The organism is Acidimicrobiia bacterium, assembly GCA_035651955.1.
Lineage (GTDB): Bacteria > Actinomycetota > Acidimicrobiia > IMCC26256 > JAMXLJ01 > JAMXLJ01.
Window position 1 is genome coordinate 25,185 of record DASRES010000042.1, and the last position, 17,634, is coordinate 42,818.

13 protein-coding genes are annotated in these 17,634 nt (G+C 71.4%); 7 read left to right on the forward strand and 6 right to left on the reverse strand.

Features of this window, described 5'->3' with window-relative positions:
* Positions 1-94 precede the first annotated feature (94 nt).
* The 5 genes from VFC33_09980 (at position 95) to VFC33_10000 (ending at position 8,356) form a co-directional block, all read left to right on the forward strand.
* Positions 95-1,453: a glycosyl transferase gene (locus VFC33_09980; protein ID HZR13569.1), complete on the forward strand. Its 1,359-nt coding sequence runs from the start codon at positions 95-97 to the stop codon at positions 1,451-1,453.
* The gene (locus VFC33_09985) at positions 1,450-2,979 is read left to right on the forward strand and encodes a glycosyltransferase family 39 protein (GenBank protein HZR13570.1); all 1,530 of its coding nucleotides are present in this window, start codon (positions 1,450-1,452) and stop codon (positions 2,977-2,979) included. Before VFC33_09980 ends, VFC33_09985 begins: the two co-directional genes overlap by 4 nt.
* A 56-nt stretch (positions 2,980-3,035) precedes the next feature.
* Positions 3,036-4,634, forward strand: a complete 1,599-nt coding sequence (locus VFC33_09990) for a hypothetical protein (protein ID HZR13571.1) — start codon at positions 3,036-3,038, stop codon at positions 4,632-4,634.
* On the forward strand, positions 4,621-6,264 hold the full coding sequence (locus VFC33_09995) for a hypothetical protein (GenBank protein ID HZR13572.1): 1,644 nt from the start codon (positions 4,621-4,623) through the stop codon (positions 6,262-6,264). Before VFC33_09990 ends, VFC33_09995 begins: the two co-directional genes overlap by 14 nt.
* 97 nt (positions 6,265-6,361) lie before the next feature.
* A complete protein-coding gene (locus tag VFC33_10000; GenBank protein ID HZR13573.1) occupies positions 6,362-8,356 on the forward strand; it encodes an acyltransferase family protein in 1,995 nt (664 codons plus the stop codon).
* A gap of 4 nt (positions 8,357-8,360) precedes the next feature.
* On the opposite strand, the gene VFC33_10005 is transcribed toward VFC33_10000, so the two are convergent.
* A complete protein-coding gene (locus VFC33_10005) occupies positions 8,361-11,177 on the reverse strand; it encodes a YfhO family protein (protein ID HZR13574.1) in 2,817 nt (938 codons plus the stop codon).
* A 29-nt stretch (positions 11,178-11,206) separates the two neighbouring features.
* On the opposite strand from VFC33_10005, the gene VFC33_10010 reads away from it, so the two are divergent.
* Together VFC33_10010 and VFC33_10015 are read left to right on the forward strand one after the other, a co-directional pair.
* Positions 11,207-12,553 carry a glycosyltransferase family 39 protein gene (locus tag VFC33_10010; protein HZR13575.1) on the forward strand — a complete coding sequence of 449 codons (1,347 nt, stop codon included), beginning with the start codon at positions 11,207-11,209 and terminating at the stop codon, positions 12,551-12,553.
* 17 nt (positions 12,554-12,570) lie between these two features.
* Positions 12,571-13,026 carry a hypothetical protein gene (locus tag VFC33_10015; protein ID HZR13576.1) on the forward strand — a complete coding sequence of 152 codons (456 nt, stop codon included), beginning with the start codon at positions 12,571-12,573 and terminating at the stop codon, positions 13,024-13,026.
* Here the strand turns inward: VFC33_10015 and VFC33_10020 are convergent.
* The 5 genes from VFC33_10020 to rfbF are packed head-to-tail and all read right to left on the reverse strand — an operon-like array spanning position 13,016 to position 17,584.
* Positions 13,016-13,909, reverse strand: coding sequence for an NAD(P)-dependent oxidoreductase (locus VFC33_10020; protein ID HZR13577.1), 894 nt, complete (start codon positions 13,907-13,909; stop codon positions 13,016-13,018). The two genes, VFC33_10015 and VFC33_10020, sit on opposite strands and share 11 nt — an antisense overlap.
* A gap of 7 nt (positions 13,910-13,916) precedes the next feature.
* Entirely contained in the window at positions 13,917-14,456 is a 540-nt protein-coding gene (locus VFC33_10025; protein ID HZR13578.1) for a dTDP-4-dehydrorhamnose 3,5-epimerase family protein, read from the reverse strand.
* A complete protein-coding gene (rfbH, locus tag VFC33_10030; protein HZR13579.1) occupies positions 14,446-15,801 on the reverse strand; it encodes a lipopolysaccharide biosynthesis protein RfbH in 1,356 nt (451 codons plus the stop codon). Before rfbH ends, VFC33_10025 begins: the two co-directional genes overlap by 11 nt.
* Positions 15,798-16,808, reverse strand: a complete 1,011-nt coding sequence (locus VFC33_10035; protein HZR13580.1) for an NAD-dependent epimerase/dehydratase family protein — start codon at positions 16,806-16,808, stop codon at positions 15,798-15,800. Before VFC33_10035 ends, rfbH begins: the two co-directional genes overlap by 4 nt.
* Complete coding sequence (gene rfbF / locus VFC33_10040) at positions 16,805-17,584, reverse strand: glucose-1-phosphate cytidylyltransferase (GenBank protein HZR13581.1); 780 nt, start codon at positions 17,582-17,584, stop codon at positions 16,805-16,807. The genes VFC33_10035 and rfbF overlap by 4 nt, the downstream gene beginning before the upstream one ends.
* Positions 17,585-17,634 lie beyond the last annotated feature (50 nt).

Genomic DNA, 17,634 nt, shown 5'->3' on the forward strand with positions numbered 1-17,634 from the left:
CAGGCGGCGCACTAACGTCCCCGGGCGACGGTTGCCCGCCGGGGCCCCGGGAACCGCCCGGACGGGTCCCGACGACCGAGAGCGAGACGCACGGATGGTCAGCACGACTCCCGCGCCCGATCGCACCCAGGAGCGCATCGGTCGTCGCCGTCCCCGCCTCGCGCGGCCCGCGCGCCCGCCGCTGTGGTTCGTCTACGCGCTGCTCGCGGTGTTCGTGGGCGCGCTCGGGATCCGGCTCGCGGTCGTCGCGGCGGTGCACGTGCCGTCGGAGCCCGGCTACCTCGTCGACTACGACCCGATCTTCTACCACCGGCAGGCGAACCTGGTGGCGGACGGGCGAGGCTTCATCGCCCCGTACCGCCTCGACGACTCGGGTCACGGCGTCGTCACGCCGAGTGCCGGCCACCCGCCGTTGCTGTCGATCGTCCTCGCGGCCGGATCCGTCGTCGGTCTCCGCAGCTTCCGCGATCACCGCGCGATCACCGCGTTGATCGGTGCGCTCGTCGTCCTGCCCGTGGGCTTCCTCGCGGCATGGCTCGCAGGCTGGTGGGCGGGGATCGTCGCCGCGGCGCTCGCGGCCGTCTATCCGAACCTCTGGCTCAACGACGGCATGCTCATGCCCGAGGGTCTCTACGCGCTCCTCGTCGCGCTCATGCTCCTCGCGACGTACGCCGTCATCGTCGGCTGGCATCGACGCGCGAGCACCGTCGCGCTCGGGCTGTGCATCGGGCTGGCCGCGCTCACGCGCGGTGAGGGTCTGCTGTTCCTCGCGTTCCTCGTCGTGCCGCTCGCGATCCTCGCTCCGCTCGGCAGCGCACGACGAAGACTCCTCGTCGCGGGGACCGCGGTCGCGGCGACGGCCGTCGTCGTGCTGCCGTGGACGCTCTACAACCTCACGCGCTTCCAGCATCCGGTGATCATCTCGACGGCGCAGGACACGACGCTCGCGGGCGCCAACTGCAAGCTGGCGTACTACGGCAGCGGGCTCGGCTACTGGGGCGAGCAGTGCTTCGACGACATCCTTGCCCGCAACCTCGAGGAGTCCGTCGCGGCGCAGGACATGCGTAGCCGTGCCCTGCACTACGCGCGTCACCACGTGTCGCGCCTACCGGTCGTCGCGGCCGCGCGCTTCGGCCGTGAGTGGGGCCTCGTCCGGCCGAAGCAGACCGTCGACGCGGACATCCTGGAGAACAAGCCGCGCTCCTGGTCCTGGGTGGGGTACTTCTCGTTCTTCGTGGTGCTCGCGTTCGGCATCGCCGGTGCCGTGCGTCTCTGGCGACGCCGTGTCCCGATCTGGCCGTTCGTCATGACGGCGGTGATGGTCAGCGTCACCGCCGTCGTGTTCTACGGCAACACCCGCTTCCGGATACCGGTCGAGATCGCGATCGTCGTCCTCGCCGCGGTCGCGATCACGCCGAGACGCGACGTCGAACCCGCTCTCGAGCTGACGTGAACGTCGCGACGGCCGGCGGTACCGACGCGGCGGTCGAGGACGAGCGGGCGTCCGCGCGCCACCACGAGCCTTGGTTCGTCGGCGCGGTCGTCGCGGCGTTCGTCGTCAGCCGGATGCTCTACTACTGGGTCGCCGGCGTGCACTTCGACATGTATCAGCTGCACCTTGCCGATGCGCTGCTCGACCCGAGCCTGCTCCGCCACGATCTGTTTCGGAGCCTCTGGTACCTCCACGTGCAGCCGCCCGGGTTCAATCTGCTCGTCGGCAGCGTCCTCCAGCTGTCGCCGTTCGGCGACCGCTTCAGCCTGCAAGTCGTCTTCCAGATCGTCGGCGTCTTCCTGATCGTCGGTCTCTACGACGTCGCCCGTCGCCTCGGGTTGAACCAGTGGACGGCGTTGGTCGTCGCGGTCGTCATCGGCTGCAGTCCCGGCACGCTGATGTACGAGAACGGGCTCAGCTACGACTACCTCGCGGCTGCACTCGTCATCTGGGTCGTGGCGTTCACGATCCGCTGGGTCGCGACGGGTCGCCTCCGCGCTCTCGTCGGCCTCGTGGCGGTTGCGACCGCGACCGTCCTCGTGCGCGCGCTGTTCCACCCGCTGTGGCTGGTGGTCGTCGTCGTGCTCGCCCTCCTCATGCGGCGACCCAACCGGTGGACGTGGCGGCACATCGTCACGCTCGCCGTGCCGTTCGCGCTCGTCGGCGGCTTGATGGTGAAGAACGAGGTGCTCTTCGGGACGCCGCAGCTGAGCTCGCTGTTCGGGTTCAACATGTGGCGCGTCGCCGTCGCTGCGCTGCCGCCCGGCACGGCGGCCGACCTGCGGAAGGACGGGACGATCACGGCGCCGCTCCAGCCGCCGCGCTGCAAGCTCCAGCATCCCGGGGTCCCCGCCCTCGCCGACGAGCAGAAGCCGACCGCGATCGGAGGCGTGCATCCGAGGAACGCGAACTGGGAGTGCTTCCTTCCGTACTACGCGCGTCTCCAGCACGATGCCATCCGCGTCATCGAGAAGAAGCCCTTCGCCGTGGCGAAGAACATCGCCGGGTCGTTCGAGCTCTGGGCATATCCGTCGAGCTTGTTCCCGTCGGACAACATCAAGGAGTTGCGAACCGCCGACGCCGTGTACCGTCGAACCGTTCTGCTCGACGTCGTCTGGACTCCGCCTGTCGCGCTTCCCGTCGACAGGCCGGCGACGACGAAGCGTTATCACCTCAGCATCACGATCGTGCTCGGGACCTTGGCGGTGATCGGCGCGGGCGTCGTCGTGCTGGCGCAATGGTCGCTCCGCCGCCGCGCGATCTCACCGGTGCGCGCGGGGATGCTGATGGGTGCGTTCTGCGTGGCGTTCGTGACGTTCGCCAGCACGGTGCTCGAGCACGGCGAGAACCCGCGGTTGCGCTTCCCCGCTGAGCCGCTGACGCTGCTCCTCACCGCGGTGATCGTGATCACGGCGGTCCGGGCGCTGCTCGCTTCGCGGACCGACCATGTGGGTCTCGAGGCGCGGTCGACAAGGGCGATCCTTTGATCCGTCCCGTCCGAAGTGAGACGCGCGCGCGTTCGCAGCGCGGTGTCGTCGCCCACGTGACACTCGTGTTCGGCGCGGCGGCCGGCGCGACGCTCGTCGCGCTCGTCGTACGCCACCGCCTGCAGACGTTCCCGGACTCGGCGATCTACCTCGGTACGGCACGGAACCTGCTCCACGGTCGCGGCCTCACGTCGCCGGTCGCGTTGCCGTTCTCCGACTACTTCTCGCCGCTGCGAGAAGCGGGTTTCCACGGTGCCTTGCCGATCACGACGCATGCGCCGATGTACCCGCTGCTGATCGCGTTCATCGGGTTGTTCACGACCGTGACGACCGCGGCGCGGGTCGTCGGCGTCGTCGCGCTCGCGGCTGCGACCGCGCTCGTCGGCGATCTCGCGCTGCGACTCACACGGCGGTGGTACGTCAGCGCTGCCGTCATGGTGTTGTTCCTGCTCGGCGGTCCCGTGACGGGCGGTGCGTTCGTTCCTTCGTCGTGGATCCTTCTCGCCGGCAGCGGACTGGCCGAGACCCTCTTCCTCGTCTTCCTGCTCGCGTCGATCGCGCCGCTCACACGCGGGCTCCGGACGGGCGACACCGTCCCGCTCGTCGTGGCGGGCGCGGCGATCGGTCTGGCGATCGTGTCGCGGTTCATCGGCGTCTCGGTCCTCGTGGCCGCGCTCCTGCTGGTCGCGCTGCGCCCGCGCTGGCTCGCGCGCGACCGGGTACGTGCCGCGCTGATCGTCGGCCTGCCCGCGCTCGTGCCGGTCGTCGTGTGGCGGGTCGTCCTGCGCCTGACGGTCGGTCACGGCACGACGATCCCCGTCCGCTTCCACAGCATGCAGGGCGCGCACCCCGCCGAGAGCGTGCGCCTCGTCGGCGGGTGGTTCCTCCCGTCGAGCGCGCCGCACTGGGCCCTGTACGGCGCGGCGGTGCTCGCGGCCGTGGTGCTCGTCGGCGCCGGCATCGCGGGCGCCCGTGCGATCGCAGGCGGGCGCGTCGGCCCCGCGTGGCACGTCGGGCCGGACGGCGACGACGACGAAGAGGTCGGATGGCTGTTGGCCGTCCTCGTGGTCGTGCAGATCGCCTACCTGATCGCGATCGCGGCGACCGGGCTCTTCCTCGTCGCGAACACGGGATTCGACTCCCGGTTCCTCGCGATCGTCCGACCGATGCTGTACCTCACGATCGTCGGCGTCGCGTTCCGGTCCCTCTCCCGTCTCGCCACGGGAACAGCGGCGGCGACGGTCACGGTGGCCGCGCTGCTCGTCGTCGTGCCCTCGCTCGGGCCGACGACGCGCCTGGTGAGGCACGGCGTCGCCTCGACACCGTCGTCACCCGCGCTCGCGTCCGCGATCCGCGCGCTGCCGGCACACGCACTGCTCGTGTCGAACGCGCCTGACGCGGTGTACGGCGACGCCGGCCGTGCGTCCGTGCTCGTCGCGCAGCGGTGGTTCGCGACGTCCGACCGGGCGAACCCGTCGTTCTCGCGCGACCTCGGCCAGGTCGGTGAGCTACTGAAGCGGCCGGACAGCTACCTCGTCATGTTCGATCGGGGACCGGACACCGACCTCGCGACCGCGCAGGACATCATGCGGGTCGTGCGGCTGGTGCCGGTGGCGACCTTCCCGGGCGCGGCGATCTATCGTGCCGCGACTTGACGACCGCCCCGGCGAGGAGCGGGGGAGCGGCACCGGGTGGCTCGCGGTCCTGCTCGTCAGTGCGGCGCTCGGCGCGACCGTCGTCGGGCTCGCCGTCACGCGGCACCACCAGGCGTACTTCAACGACACCGCGATCTACCTCGGGACCGCGAGCAACATCGTGCACGGGAAGGGTGTCACGTCACCCATCTCGATGCCGTTCACGGACTCGTTCGCTCCCGCCGCGGCCGCCGCGTTCGACGGTGGTCTCCCGATCACGACGCACGCGCCGCTCTACCCGATCGCGATCGCGGCCGTCGCGTGGCTCGGGCCCGGTCTCGACACGGCAGCGCGCGTCGTCGGCGCGGTCTCGCTCGGCGCGATGACCGCCGTGACCGGCGCGGTCGCGTGGGTCCTCACGCGCTCCCGCGTGCTCGTGCTCGTGGCGATCGTGCTGCTCCTCGCCGGCGGTCCCGTCGTACAGGACTTCACGCCTGCGTCATGGATGTTGCTGTCCGGGACCGTTCTCGCGGAGGCCTTGTTCTTCGCGCTCACACTGGCCGGTTGCCTCTTCGCCGCGCGCGCGTTGACGCGCGGCAGCGCGGCGTCGGCGGTCGTCGCCGGTGCCCTGATCGCGGCGTCGGTCCTGACACGCTTCCTCGGTCTCGCGCTCCTCGTCGTCGTGGTCGTCGCCGCGCTCGTCCGCCCGGGCTGGGTGTGGTCGCAACGGCGGCGGACCGCGCTCGTCGTCCTGGTGGTCGGAGCGGGCCCGTTCGTGCTGTGGCGCGTGCTGCTCGCGGCGCTCGTCGGTCGCGGGCGCGGCCTGCCGCTCGCGTATCACGCGATGACCATGAAGCAGTGGAGGTTCGCGTGGCCCCACTTCACCCACTGGTTCGTACCGCTGTCCGTACCGAGCTGGGCCGCGACCCTCGTCTTCCTCGTGATCGTGGGCGGGACGGTCGCCATGGCGGCGTGCTCTCGTGGGGAGCCGACCGGCCGGCCGGCCAGGCTGCGCGCCGACGCGCCGGGCGACGAAGCCGGGTGGTTGCTCGTCGTGCTCGGCGGGTTCGTCGTCGCGTATCTCGCGGCGGTGTTCGTCACGCACTCGTTGCTCATCCGCGGGACCGGGTTCGATCCGCGGTTCCTCGCGGTCGTCCGCCCGATCGTCTACCTCGTCGTCCTCGGCGTGGCCTACCGGTTCCTCTGCCGGTTCGGGCCGCAGCGCGCGGTGCTCGGCGTCGCGGCGGCCGCGCTGGTCGTCGTGGCGCCGTTCGTGCCCGACGCCGTCCGCCTCGTCGACCACGGCATCCCGGTACGGACCACGAACGACGCCCTCGCACACGCGGTCCAGCGCCTGCCACGGTCGGCGTTGATCGTGTCCAACGGGCCCGATGCGGTGTGGATCGCGACCCAGCGCCCGAGCGTGCTCGTCCCGATCCACGTGTATCCGACGTCGGGCACCACGAACACGCGGTTCGCGTCGAATGTCAGGGAGGTCCGTTCGTTGATGCGCGTGCGTGACGCCTACCTCGTCATGTACACGCCCGGGGCGCCCGGTCTCGCGACGGTGAGCGACGTCGGCGACGGTCTCCTGCTCAGGACCGTCGCGACGGCACGCAACGGCGCGATCTATCGCGCCGCGTCCCGCTGAATCCCTGCCCGCGCGCCTCGGCTGCCGGCGCCGGGCACGGCTGCGGGCCAGCACCCCAACCTGGCGAACGCGGTGGGTGGTGGTGTACGTCTTCCCCGTGGCCCGCACCGACGTCGTCCCTGCACCGCCGTCGGTGACGACGCGGCGCGACGCGCCCCACTGGGGTTACCAGCCCGCCTTGGACGGGTTGCGCGCGATCGCCGTCCTCGCGGTGATCGCGTTCCACGACGGAATCGCGTCGGTGTCGGGCGGGTTCCTCGGCGTCGACGTCTTCTTCGTGCTGTCGGGCTTCCTGATCACGTCGCTGCTCGTGAACGAGCGGCAGCGGGGCGGGCGGATCGACTTCCGGGCCTTCTGGGCGCGGCGTGCACGGCGCCTCCTCCCGGCGCTCTTCCTCCTGCTCACGGTGATCGGCGTCTACGCCTCGATGACGTCCGGTTCGGCGCTGCCCGACGCGCACAACTTCCGTCTCGACGGCCTCGCGAGCCTGTTCTACGTCGCGAACTGGCGGTTCGCCGCGCTCGGGCAGGCCTTCTTCGCGTCGCTGTCGCCGTTCCGCCACCTGTGGTCGCTCGCCATCGAGGAGCAGTTCTACCTCGTGTGGCCGCTCGTCGTCGCGGGCTGCCTTCGGGCGGCGCGCGGCTCCCTTCGCCTGCTCACGGTGACGTGCATCGTCGGCACGGTCGTCTCGATCACGCTGTCCGCGACGCTGTACAGCGCGCACGGCTGGTCCCGCGTGTACTACGGCACCGACACGCGTGCTCACGAGCTCCTGATCGGCGCGCTCCTCGCCGTGCTGCTCGCCAGCTGGTCGCCGGGGTCGCCGCTCGCTCGTGGTGTCGTGCGCGGCCTCGGGTTCGCCGGCGCCGCAGCGTGCCTGTGGGCATTCCACGGCCTCGGCGAGCAGTCCGCGTCCTACTACCGCGGGCTCTCGGCGGTGTTCGCCGTCTGCGTCGCCGCGGTCATCGCGTCGGCGGTGCAACCGGGACCACACGTGCTGCGCGGCGCGCTCTCTGTCGGCGCGCTTCGCTGGATCGGGCGGATCTCGTACGGCCTGTACCTCTGGCACTGGCCCGTCGACGTCTACCTGTACGAGGGGAGAGCGGGACTCCACGGGCCGACGCTCGACGTGCTCCGTCTCGCGATCACCTTCGCGATCGCGACCGTGTCGTTCTACGCGCTCGAACGGCCGGTCCGGTCGGGAGCAGCGCGACGCGCCTTCGTGCGCTTCGGTGCGCCCGCCGGTGTGCTCTGCGCGGCGCTCGCGCTGGTCGTCGGGGCGAGCATGTCGACGCCGTCCGTCGCCGCCACCGGCACCGCCACCACCTCACCGACGCCGTGCAGCGGACCGAGCGCGTTGTCGCTCGCCTCGGCCGCGAGCTACGTCCGCCGGACAGGCGTGCAGGTCGATCCTCTCCCGACGCGCATGCGCGTCGCCGTCGTCGGCGACACAGCCGCGTGCAGCCTGCTTGCCGGCCTGACCGTCCTGGGGGAGCAAGCGGGAGTCTCCGTCGAGGGCGCCGCGGTCGCCGGATGCAGTCCCCTGACCGACGGGATCGGACCCGCCGGTGCTTCGCCGCGGGAGACGCAACGATGCGATTCGACCGTTCACGCATTGCAGGCGGCTGTTCTGACGCGTGGCCGCCCGGACCTCGTCGTCTGGTACAGCGGGCCGGACATCGCCGATCAGCGAGTCGGCCGGCGCGTCGTACGATTCGGTACGCCCGACGCGGACGCGCTCCTTCTCGCACGGATGGATGCCGCGCTCGCGCGGCTCACGGGCGGTGCGCGTCTGGTGATCGTGACGAACGCGCCCGACGCCGCCGTGGAGCACGCCCGTCCACCTGATGCCGCGAGAACGGCGGCGATCCTCCGTCTCGACGCGCTCTACCGTGACTTCGCGGCGAGACATCCGGGCCGAGTTGTCGTCGCCGACCTCGTCCCCGTGCTGTGCCCGGGCGGGCCACCGTGTCCCCGGTTGGTGCAGGGCGTCGTCGCGCGGCCGGTGGACGGCGTCCGACTCGACGGGCAGGGATCCGTGATCGTCGCCCGGTGGCTCGTCCCCGAGCTCGCGAGCATCGCCGCGCGCTGACCGGTCAGCGGGGCTCGGGCGCGCGCTCCGCCGCGCGTGTTCCACGCCTCCTCCGCATCGCGACGAGCGCGGTCGCGAGAAGCGCGACGAGCGCGACGAGGACGACGATCGACACGACTGCACCCGTGCGTACCGAGTGGGGCTCGTAGCGCAGCTCGACCTGCGTCGTGCCCGACGGGACGCGCACGGCGGAGAACGCGTAGTTCGCCGTGACGATCGGCGCGCTCCGCCCGTCGACCGTCGCCTTCCAGCCCGGGAACCGGCTGATGCGCGCGACGAGCCATCCCGGATCGGTGCGCGAGACACGCAGGACGACTCGGGTGGCCGTCTCGCTGACCACGCGCACGTCGCCGGGTGAGCGGCTGGGCGGGCCCGCGGGTGCATCCACGAGCACGACGTCCGACGGGTCGGCGTGCCGCGACGTCATCGTCCGCAACGCGGTGGTCGCGTTGGTCCGCACCGCGTGGGGAGGCGACCAGTAGCGCGGCGGTGCGCCGGGGACGCGGAAGATCCCGACGGGGGGAGACCGTCGGACGAGCTCGAGGCCGGGCACGCTCGTGTCGAACACGCTGCGGACCGCGATGGCATCCGGTGTGCGCGTTCCGTCGGACGCGACCGTCGCCGCGTACACCGCCGGTCCGGCGCCTCGCACGGGGGAGAACGTGAACACGCCCTCGCCGTCCCGGCACGTCGCGCGCGCGCCCTCCGCGACCGGTGTGCCGCGCGCGTCGGCGAGCGTCAACGTACACGGGTGCGCGCCGTGCTGTCCCGGGATCGTCACGCTGAGCCCGTCGAACGAGCCGTCCGTCACCGTGAAGCGCGCGGCGTCCGTCGCGCTCGGCTGCGCCGGGACTGGGCGCGCGTACGGGTACGGCCCTCCGGTGACGACGTACTGCACGCCGATCGCCGCGAGGCTCGTCGTGCCGTTCACGGGCGCGCCGTCGCCCTCGACGCCGATCTCCGATCCCGCGACGACGACACGCGGCGGTCGGAGGAGCCGGCGGTACAACGCGTCGTAGTCCTTCACGAGCACGGCGTCGTAGCTGTCGACCTTGTACAGCCGGTACCAGAGGTTGACGTCACCCGGGATCGACGTGATGTCCGTCGTCAGCATCACTGACTGGCCCACCGTGTTGCGGACGGTCTCGAGCGCCGGGGTCACCGGATAGACGTACTTGGGCGCGACGGTCGGGTTGAAGCGGCGGAACATCCAACCCGTCTGCGCGAAGATGACGACGACCACGACGCCGCACGCGACCGCCGTCACGCGGCGTGTACGACGGAGCGCGGCGACCGCAACGGCCGCCGCACCGACTGCCAACGACACCCCGACGAACAGGAGCTGGTCACGCGCCAGCCGCTTGGCCGCCGGCGTCGTGAGCACGCCGGGCGCGACCCGGGGCGTCGCGTAGTGGCGCAGGTAGCGCGCGGCGAGGTACGTCGCGAGGAGCAGCACGATCGTGCCCGCGGCCACGCCGACCGGCACCAGCCACGCCCGCGTGCGCTGCACCGCGGTGGTCAACAGGTCGCGGCGCGCCAACACGTCGAAGCCGATCGCGGACAGGACGGCGATGCTGAAGATCCACACCACGTCGCTGCGCACGACCTGCGCGACGTCTGCACCGGGAAGGTGGTTCAGCGCGCGGCCGATGCCCGCGACGTCGTACGCGTAGAGCAACCAGGCCGCCGCCGCACCGGTGAAGTACGCGACGGTTGCCCGGCGCCGACGCACGAGCGACAGCACGGCTGCTGCCGCGAGGAGGAGCGCGAGCAGCCCGACGTAGAAGCCGGCGTACTCCGGGAGCGGGATGACGTTCGGGTCGCGCGCGCCCGTGTTGTCACCGAAGATGCGTGGCACCGCGTACAGCGCGGCGAGGTGCACGTTGAGGAAGGAAGGTGAGCCGTGCTGGCGGAAGACGTAGATGGCGCTGCGGTGCAGGTACTCCACCGACGGGACGAGTTGCACCGCGGCCAGCGCGACGCCGGTCACGGCAGCCGCTCCGACCGTCACGACGCGCATTGCGCGCGCCGCCAGCGGTACGTCGGACGACGTCAGCGCGCGCACGATCACGTAGCCGGCGACGAGCACGAACGAGAAGAGCGATCCTTCCGGGTTGCCACTGAACAGGCTGAGGGCCACCGCGGCGGCGACCGCAATGCCCCCCAGGACGACGTGCTCGCGATCTCTTGCTCGGACGAGGCATTCGGCCGCCGCGATCACGGCCGGCATCAAGACGACGGGCGACGAGACGGGCCAGGAGAGCCACAGCACGCTGAACGCGCAGAACATGAACGCGGTCGCGCCGACGAGCGCTCCCCCGAAGCTCACCCGCAGCATCCGCAGGAACAGCCACGTGAAGAAGCCCGCCGCGACGAGCTTGAGGAACGCGGCCACCGCGAGCGCGGCGCGGAACGGCAACACCCAGTAGGGGAGGCTGAACGGCGAGAAGATCGCGGACTGGGTGTTGCCGAGCTGCGGCGCGCCGGCGCCGTTGTACGGGTTCCACAGCGGTAGGTGCCCGGAGTGGAGCGCGTCGCGCCCGTACTGGAACCAGGGATCGAACTGCCGGACGACGTCCGACGATCCCGGGTTGAGGGGCCGGTAGGACGGGTCTCCGAGATTGAAGACGGCCGACTGCTGGAGGATGTCGGCGGGCGTGTAGTAGCCGGCCGTCGTGATCGGCTTCCACAGGAAGACGGCCGCGAGCGCGGTGAGCACGAGCAGGGCACGAACCCACTCCGGCACGGTCGCGAGGCGCGCCGGTGAACGGACCGCCACCTCGTCCGATGCCGTGACCGGCGCGCCGGGGCGTCCCGTCACGGGGTCCCACCACATAGGCTGGCGACCCCATGTCGTCGACCTCGACCGCGTCGATCGAGCCCGCCGACGAGGCGCCCGTCGCGACCGGCGCGCGCGCCCCCACGTCGAGCTCGCAGCGCTTCTGGACGGTCCTGCTGCTGATCGCGATCGCGGGGCTCGGTCTGCGCGTCGCGTACGTACTGGGCGCGAAGCGGGGCGAGCCGATGATGGGCGACGCCATCTACTACAACGGCCAGGCCGTCGCGCTGGCCGAGGGCCGCGGCTTCACGTGCCCGTTCCCCGGCACGCCGAGCTGCCCGAAGAAGGTCCCGGTGGCCGATCACCCGCCGCTCACCGCGCTCGCGATGGCGCCTGCATCGTGGCTGTTCCCGAAGGACGACACCGCGCAGCGCCTGTCGATGACGCTCATCGGGACGGCGGGGATCGTGGTGATCGGCATGCTGGGGCGGTCGTTGGCGGGCGAGCGCGCGGGACTGATCGCGGCCGCGATCGCGGCGGTGTACCCGAACCTCTGGGTCAACGACGGGCTCATCATGTCGGAGACGCTCGCCGCGCTCACGGTCGCGCTGGCCCTCCTGCTCGCGTACCGCGTCGCGCGACGACCGTCCTGGACGAGCGTCGTCGCGCTCGGCGCGGTGTGTGGGCTGGCGATCCTCACCCGTGCGGAGCTCGGCCTCCTGATCCCCGCGGTCGCGATCCCGGTCGTGTTCGTCGCCCGCGGCCTGGCGACGCGCCGGCGCGTCGAGCTCGCCGCCGTGATCGTGCTGAGCGCGGTCGTCGTGATCGCGCCGTGGGTCGTCCCGAACATGTTCCGGTTCAAGAAGCCCGTCTACCTCTCGACGAACGACGGCATCACGCTCGCGGGCGCGAATTGCCCGTCTGTCTACTCCGGGAAGGGCCTGGGACTCTGGACGCTCGACTGCCAGACGGCGCCGAAGGGCGATCAGTCACAAGTCGACGCGTACCTCCGCCACCGGGGCCTCTCGTACATCAGGCACCACGTCGGGCGATTGCCGATCGTCATCGCCGCTCGTGAGGGGCTCGTCTGGGGCGTGTTCCGCCCGGCCACGATGGTCGCGTACAACAAGGGCGAGGGCCGCGAGACGTGGGTGTCGTGGCTGGGGTACGCCGCGTACTGGATCCTCGTGCCGCTCGCGGCTGTGGGCGTGCTGACGCTTCGCCGCCGGCGCGTGATGGTCTGGCCGTTGCTGGCACAGTTCGGCATCGTCGTCGTGACCGCGGCCGTGTTCTACGGGCTGTGGCGGTTCCGGATACCGGTCGAGGTGGTGCTCGTCGTCTTGGCCGCGGTGGCGATCGACGCGTTCGCACGGCGCGGCGCGAGGCGCGGCGGCGCTCATGCCGCCGCGCCGGCGTGATGCGCGCGCGTTGTTCGGTGCTCGCGGCGCTGATCTTCACGCTCGGCGCGGTCGCGCTCGCGGCCTGCTCGAGCAGCAACGCGAGCACCGACTTCCCGGCGACGACGACGACGCAACGACCGAAGGGATCGCTCAGCGTGAACGCCGACGTCATCCCGCCGGTCACGATCCCGCCGTCCGGATGCCCGGCCGCGACCGGCACCACCGTCGTCATCACCATCGACGAGAGCGGGATCACGCCGAAGTGCGTGACGGCGCGGCTGTCGCAGGACTTGCTGTTCGTCAACAAGGGAACCGCATTCCACAACGTCTCGATCGAGGACGTCACCGCCAACCTCGACGTCGGGGACCAGCAACCGTTCGGCCGGATCGGCCGCTACTTCATGCCGGGCGAGTACGCGATCCACTCGCTGACCGAACCGAGCGTGAGCATCAACCCGACGTTCCACGGGACGCTCGTCGTCACGCGCTGATCCCGCGCGCGACGGCGAGCGCGCGCAGCCCGTCACGGAGGTCGACGGTCGGCTCCCAGCCCGGCGGTCTCGGCGGGGACGGCCACGACGTGAACATCTCACGCGGTCGGTACGGCCGCGCGCCCCACCGGACGGCGAGTCGACGTCCGGTCACGTCCGAGACCGTGTCGACGAGCTCGCGCAGCGTGACCGGCCGGTCGGCGCGCGCACCGAAGAGTCGTCCGCGGGCGTCGCCGGCGAGCAGCGCGTCGGCGACGGCGAGCAGCGCGCGCACCACGTCGTCGACGTGGACGAGGTCGATGAGCTGCTCGCCCGGTGACATGTCGAGCGTCCGGCCCGACTCGGCCGCGTCGAGCAGCAGCGGGACGAGCTTCGGGCGGCGATCGTTGGGACCGTACGTGTCGAACAGCTCGAGGGTCGCGACCCGGAGCGCCTCGACGTCGCCGTAGTAGCGCAGCACGTCCGCGAACGCCTGCTTCGTCGCGGCGTAGAGCGAGGTCGGTGTCGCGTCGCGACCTTCGTAGCGCTGCCACGCGCTCGACACGTTGACGAACGGCGTCCCGGACCGGGCGGCCGCCTCCGCGAGCTGCGCGGGGAACGTGACGTTGGAGGCGACGAGCGGCGCAATGTCGGCCGGTGCGTGCGCGGCCTGGAACCGGGTTGCGACGTGGAAGCAGACGGTCGGTCTGACGGACGCGACGTACTCCACCAACTCGCCGGCGTCGCAGGGCAGCTCGCGCGCGTGGACGCCGTCGGGGGCGCGTGACAGCGGCGGCCGGACCAGCGCGTGGACCGACCAGCCGTCGCGCACGAGCCGGCGGACGAGGTGCCCGCCGACGAACCCGGTCGCGCCGGTGACGAGCGCGGCTCTCGCGGTAGTCATCGCCGCCTCAGAGCCGGAACGGGCTGACGAAGTCGGGGAGCGCGGGCAGGGCGCGGTCGCGCTCCGAGACGACGGGCTCGGGGATCGGCCACGCGATGCCCGCGCTGTCCCAGCGGATGCCGGTGTCGTGGTCGGGCGCGTGCTCGGTCGACACGAGGTACGCCATCCACGCGTCCGCCGTCGCCTGGAAGCCGTGCGCACACCCGCGGGGGACGTGCAGCGCGGCGGGCGCTGCGCCGTCGAGGACGACGCACGCGTGGTGCGCGTACGTGGGGGAGTCGACGCGGAGGTCCACGACGACGTCGACGACGCTGCCCTGCAGGCACGAGACCGTCTTCGCGTGGTCGTGCGGCGGGGTCTGGAAGTGGAGCCCGCGCACGACGCCGGGCGCCGAGCGCGAGAGGAAGACCTCGGCGATCGTCGGGTCCATGCCGTCGGCGGCGAATCGGCTGCGCTGGTAGAGCTTCACGAAGTCGCCGCGGTCGTCGTGCGCGAGCCGGAGGTCGACGAGGACGCAGCCCGGGATGTCGGCGAGGTCAACCAGCACGGGACGCGCGGCGCCGTGCGCGGACGGGCGCGGCGACGAAGTCGCGGACGACGCTGATCGTGTAGTCGAGCATCTCGTCGGTCAGACCTGGGAACACGCCGATCCAGAACGTGGACTCCGCGATCCGGTCGGCGTTGCGCATCGATCCGACGGTGCGCCGCGGGAGGTGCGTGTACGCGGGTTGGCGCAGCAGGTTCCCGCCGAACAGGAGACGCGTCGCGACGTTGTGCTCCTCCAGGTGGTGCACGATGTCGTAGCGGTCGAACCCGGCGTCGGGCTCGACCGAGATCGCGAACCCGAACCAGCTCGGCTCGGCGCCGTCCGTCGCGCGGGGGAGCAGCAGCCCGTCGACGTCAGCGAGACCGTCGTGGAGGCGGCGCCAGTTGCAGCGACGCGCGGTGACGAACGCGTCGAGCTTGTCGAGCTGCGCGAGCCCGACCGCCGCCTGCATGTCGGTGAGCTTCAGGTTGTAGCCCAGCCGTGAGTAGATGTACTTGTGGTCGTAACCGTACGGAAGATCGCCCAGCTGCCACCCGAAGCGGCGACCGCACGTGTCCTCCTTGCCCGGGTCGCACCAGCAGTCGCGGCCCCAGTCCCGGAGCGACTCGACGACTTTCGTGAGGCGCGCGTCGTTGACGACGACGCAGCCGCCCTCGCCCATCGTGATCTGGTGCGCGGGGTAGAAGCTGACGGTCGCGGTCGCGCCGAACGTGCCGACGGCCCGACCGCGATACGTCGCGCCGAGCGCATCGCACATGTCCTCGACGACCCACAGGCCGTGACGTTGCGCGACCTCGGTGACGGCGCCAAGGTCGAACGGGTTGCCGAGGGTGTGCGCGGCCATGATCGCCTTCGTGCGCGGTCCGACCGCTTCCTCCAGCAGTGTGGCGTCGAGGTTGTACGTCCCGAGCTCCGCGTCGACGAACACAGGGACGAGACCGTTCTGGTAGATCGGGTTCACGGTCGTCGGGAAGCCCGACGCGAGGGTGATGACCTCGTCGCCCGGTCGCAGCGCGGCGTCGCCGAGCGTGTGATCGGTGAGCGCGCTCAGGGCGAGCAGGTTCGCGGACGAACCCGAGTTGCAGAGGAGCGCGGCGCGAGCGTCGAACCGCTCGGCGAAGCGACGCTCGAACTCGTCCGCGAAGCGACCCGTCGTGAGCCACATGTCGAGCGCGGCGTCGAGCAGGAGCCGCAGCTCGGCGTCGTCGAGCACCTTTCCCGAGACCGGCACGGGCGTCACGCCGGGGACGAAGACGCGAGGCGGGAACGCGACGTCGTGGTACCGCCGGGCGAGGTCGAGGATCTGCTCGCGCAGCTCGGACGCGGTGGCGCCGTCGTCGCTCACGTCGCCGCTCCGAACAGCTCGCGGTACCACGCGACCGTCTCGCGCAGCCCGCGCGCGAGGTCGAACGCCGGCTTCCAGCCGAGCACGGCGCGCGCCTTCGCGGCCGAGAGGTACTGGCGCTCGATCTCCCCGGGCGCCTCGCCGAGCACGAGCGGTGGCGTGCCCGCACGTTCGGCCGCGTCGCACACCGCGTCGTAGATCTCCATGACCGACAGCGGTGACTCGTCGCTGAAGTTGAACGCCTCGCCCGCCGCGGTTCCGCTCACCACGGCCTCGGCGAGCCGGAGGTAGGCGTCAGCCACGTCCTCGACGTAGAGGTAGTCGCGCACGAGCGTGCCGTCGCTGCGGATGACGGGCTGCTCGTCGTGGAGCAGCGACCGGATGGTGCCGGGGACGATGCGCGACCAGTTGAGGTCGCCCCGGCCGTACACGTTCCCGCAGCGCGCGACCGCGACCGGCAGTCCGTAGCTCGTCGCGTACGCCTGCGCGACGAGGTCCGCGCACGACTTCGACACCTCGTACGGCTCCCGTCCGAGCAGCGCCATGTCCTCCCGGTACGGCAGCTCGTCGACGGAGCCGTACGCCTTGTCGCTCGACGCGACGACCACGGCCGACACCACGTCTGCGTGCCGCCGGCACGCCTCGAGCACGTTCCACGTGCCGCGCACGTTGGTCTCGAGCGTCGCGAGCGGCGCCCGCCGTGCCGTGCCCACGATCGTCTGCGCGCCGAGATGGAAGACGGCCTCCGCGCCGTGCGCGAGGAGCGCGCGCTCGACGTCCGCGTAGTGCTCGAGCCGTCCCGACACGACGGACACCCGGGCGACGTCGCCGCTGCGGTACAGCTCGGACCGCGGGTCGTGATCGAGGACGAGCGCGACGACGTCCGCACCGAGGTCGAGCAGGCGAGCGACGAGCACGGAGCCGACCATGCCTGTCGCGCCCGTCACCAGCACGCGCCGTCCGGCCCACTCGGCTCGCGCAGCTGCGTCGCCGCCGGGCGCCGTCAACGCTCCCACACCGCCCACGGCGCCTTGCCCGACGCCCACAGCTCGTTGAGGAGCAGCGTCTCGCGGTACGTGTCCATCGGCCGCCAGAAGCCGTCGTGGCGGTACGCCATGATCTCTTCATCGCGCGCGAGCGCCTCGAGCGGCTCGCGCTCGAGGATCGACTCCTCGTTCAGGTAGTCGAAGAAGTCGCGACCGAAGACGAAGAACCCCGAGTTCACCCAGTCGTCGGCCACGGGCTTCTCGCGGAACGTGCGGACCATCTGGTCGGCGTCGACGTCGACGACGCCGAAGCGCGACAGCGGTCGCGTCGCGGTGACCGTCGCGAGCTTCCCGTGACGGCGGTGGAACGCGAGCAGGTCCCCGATGTTCACGTCGGAGAGCCCGTCGCCGTAGGTGACCATGAAGACGTCGTCGTCGCCGACGTAGCGCTGCACGCGCTTCACGCGGCCGCCCGTCATCGTCTCGAACCCGGTGTCGGCGACGGTGACGCGCCACCCCGTCTCGAGATGCCCACCGTGGAACTCGACGGACCCCGGTTCACCCAGGGTCAGGGTGAAGTCGCTGTTCCAGGCCTCGTAATTGAGGAACCACTCCTTGATGATCTGGCCCTTGTAGCCCACGCACAGCACGAAGTCGCAGAAGCCGTAGTGGGCGTACGACTTCATGATGTGCCACAGGATCGGCCGCCCGCCGATCTCCACCATCGGCTTGGGCCGGAACTCGGTCTCCTCGCGCATGCGGGTCCCGAGACCGCCACAGAGGATGACGACCTTCATGTGCGAGCGCAGCGTACCCGTCCTGACCTGCGCCAACCGGCTTCACGCGC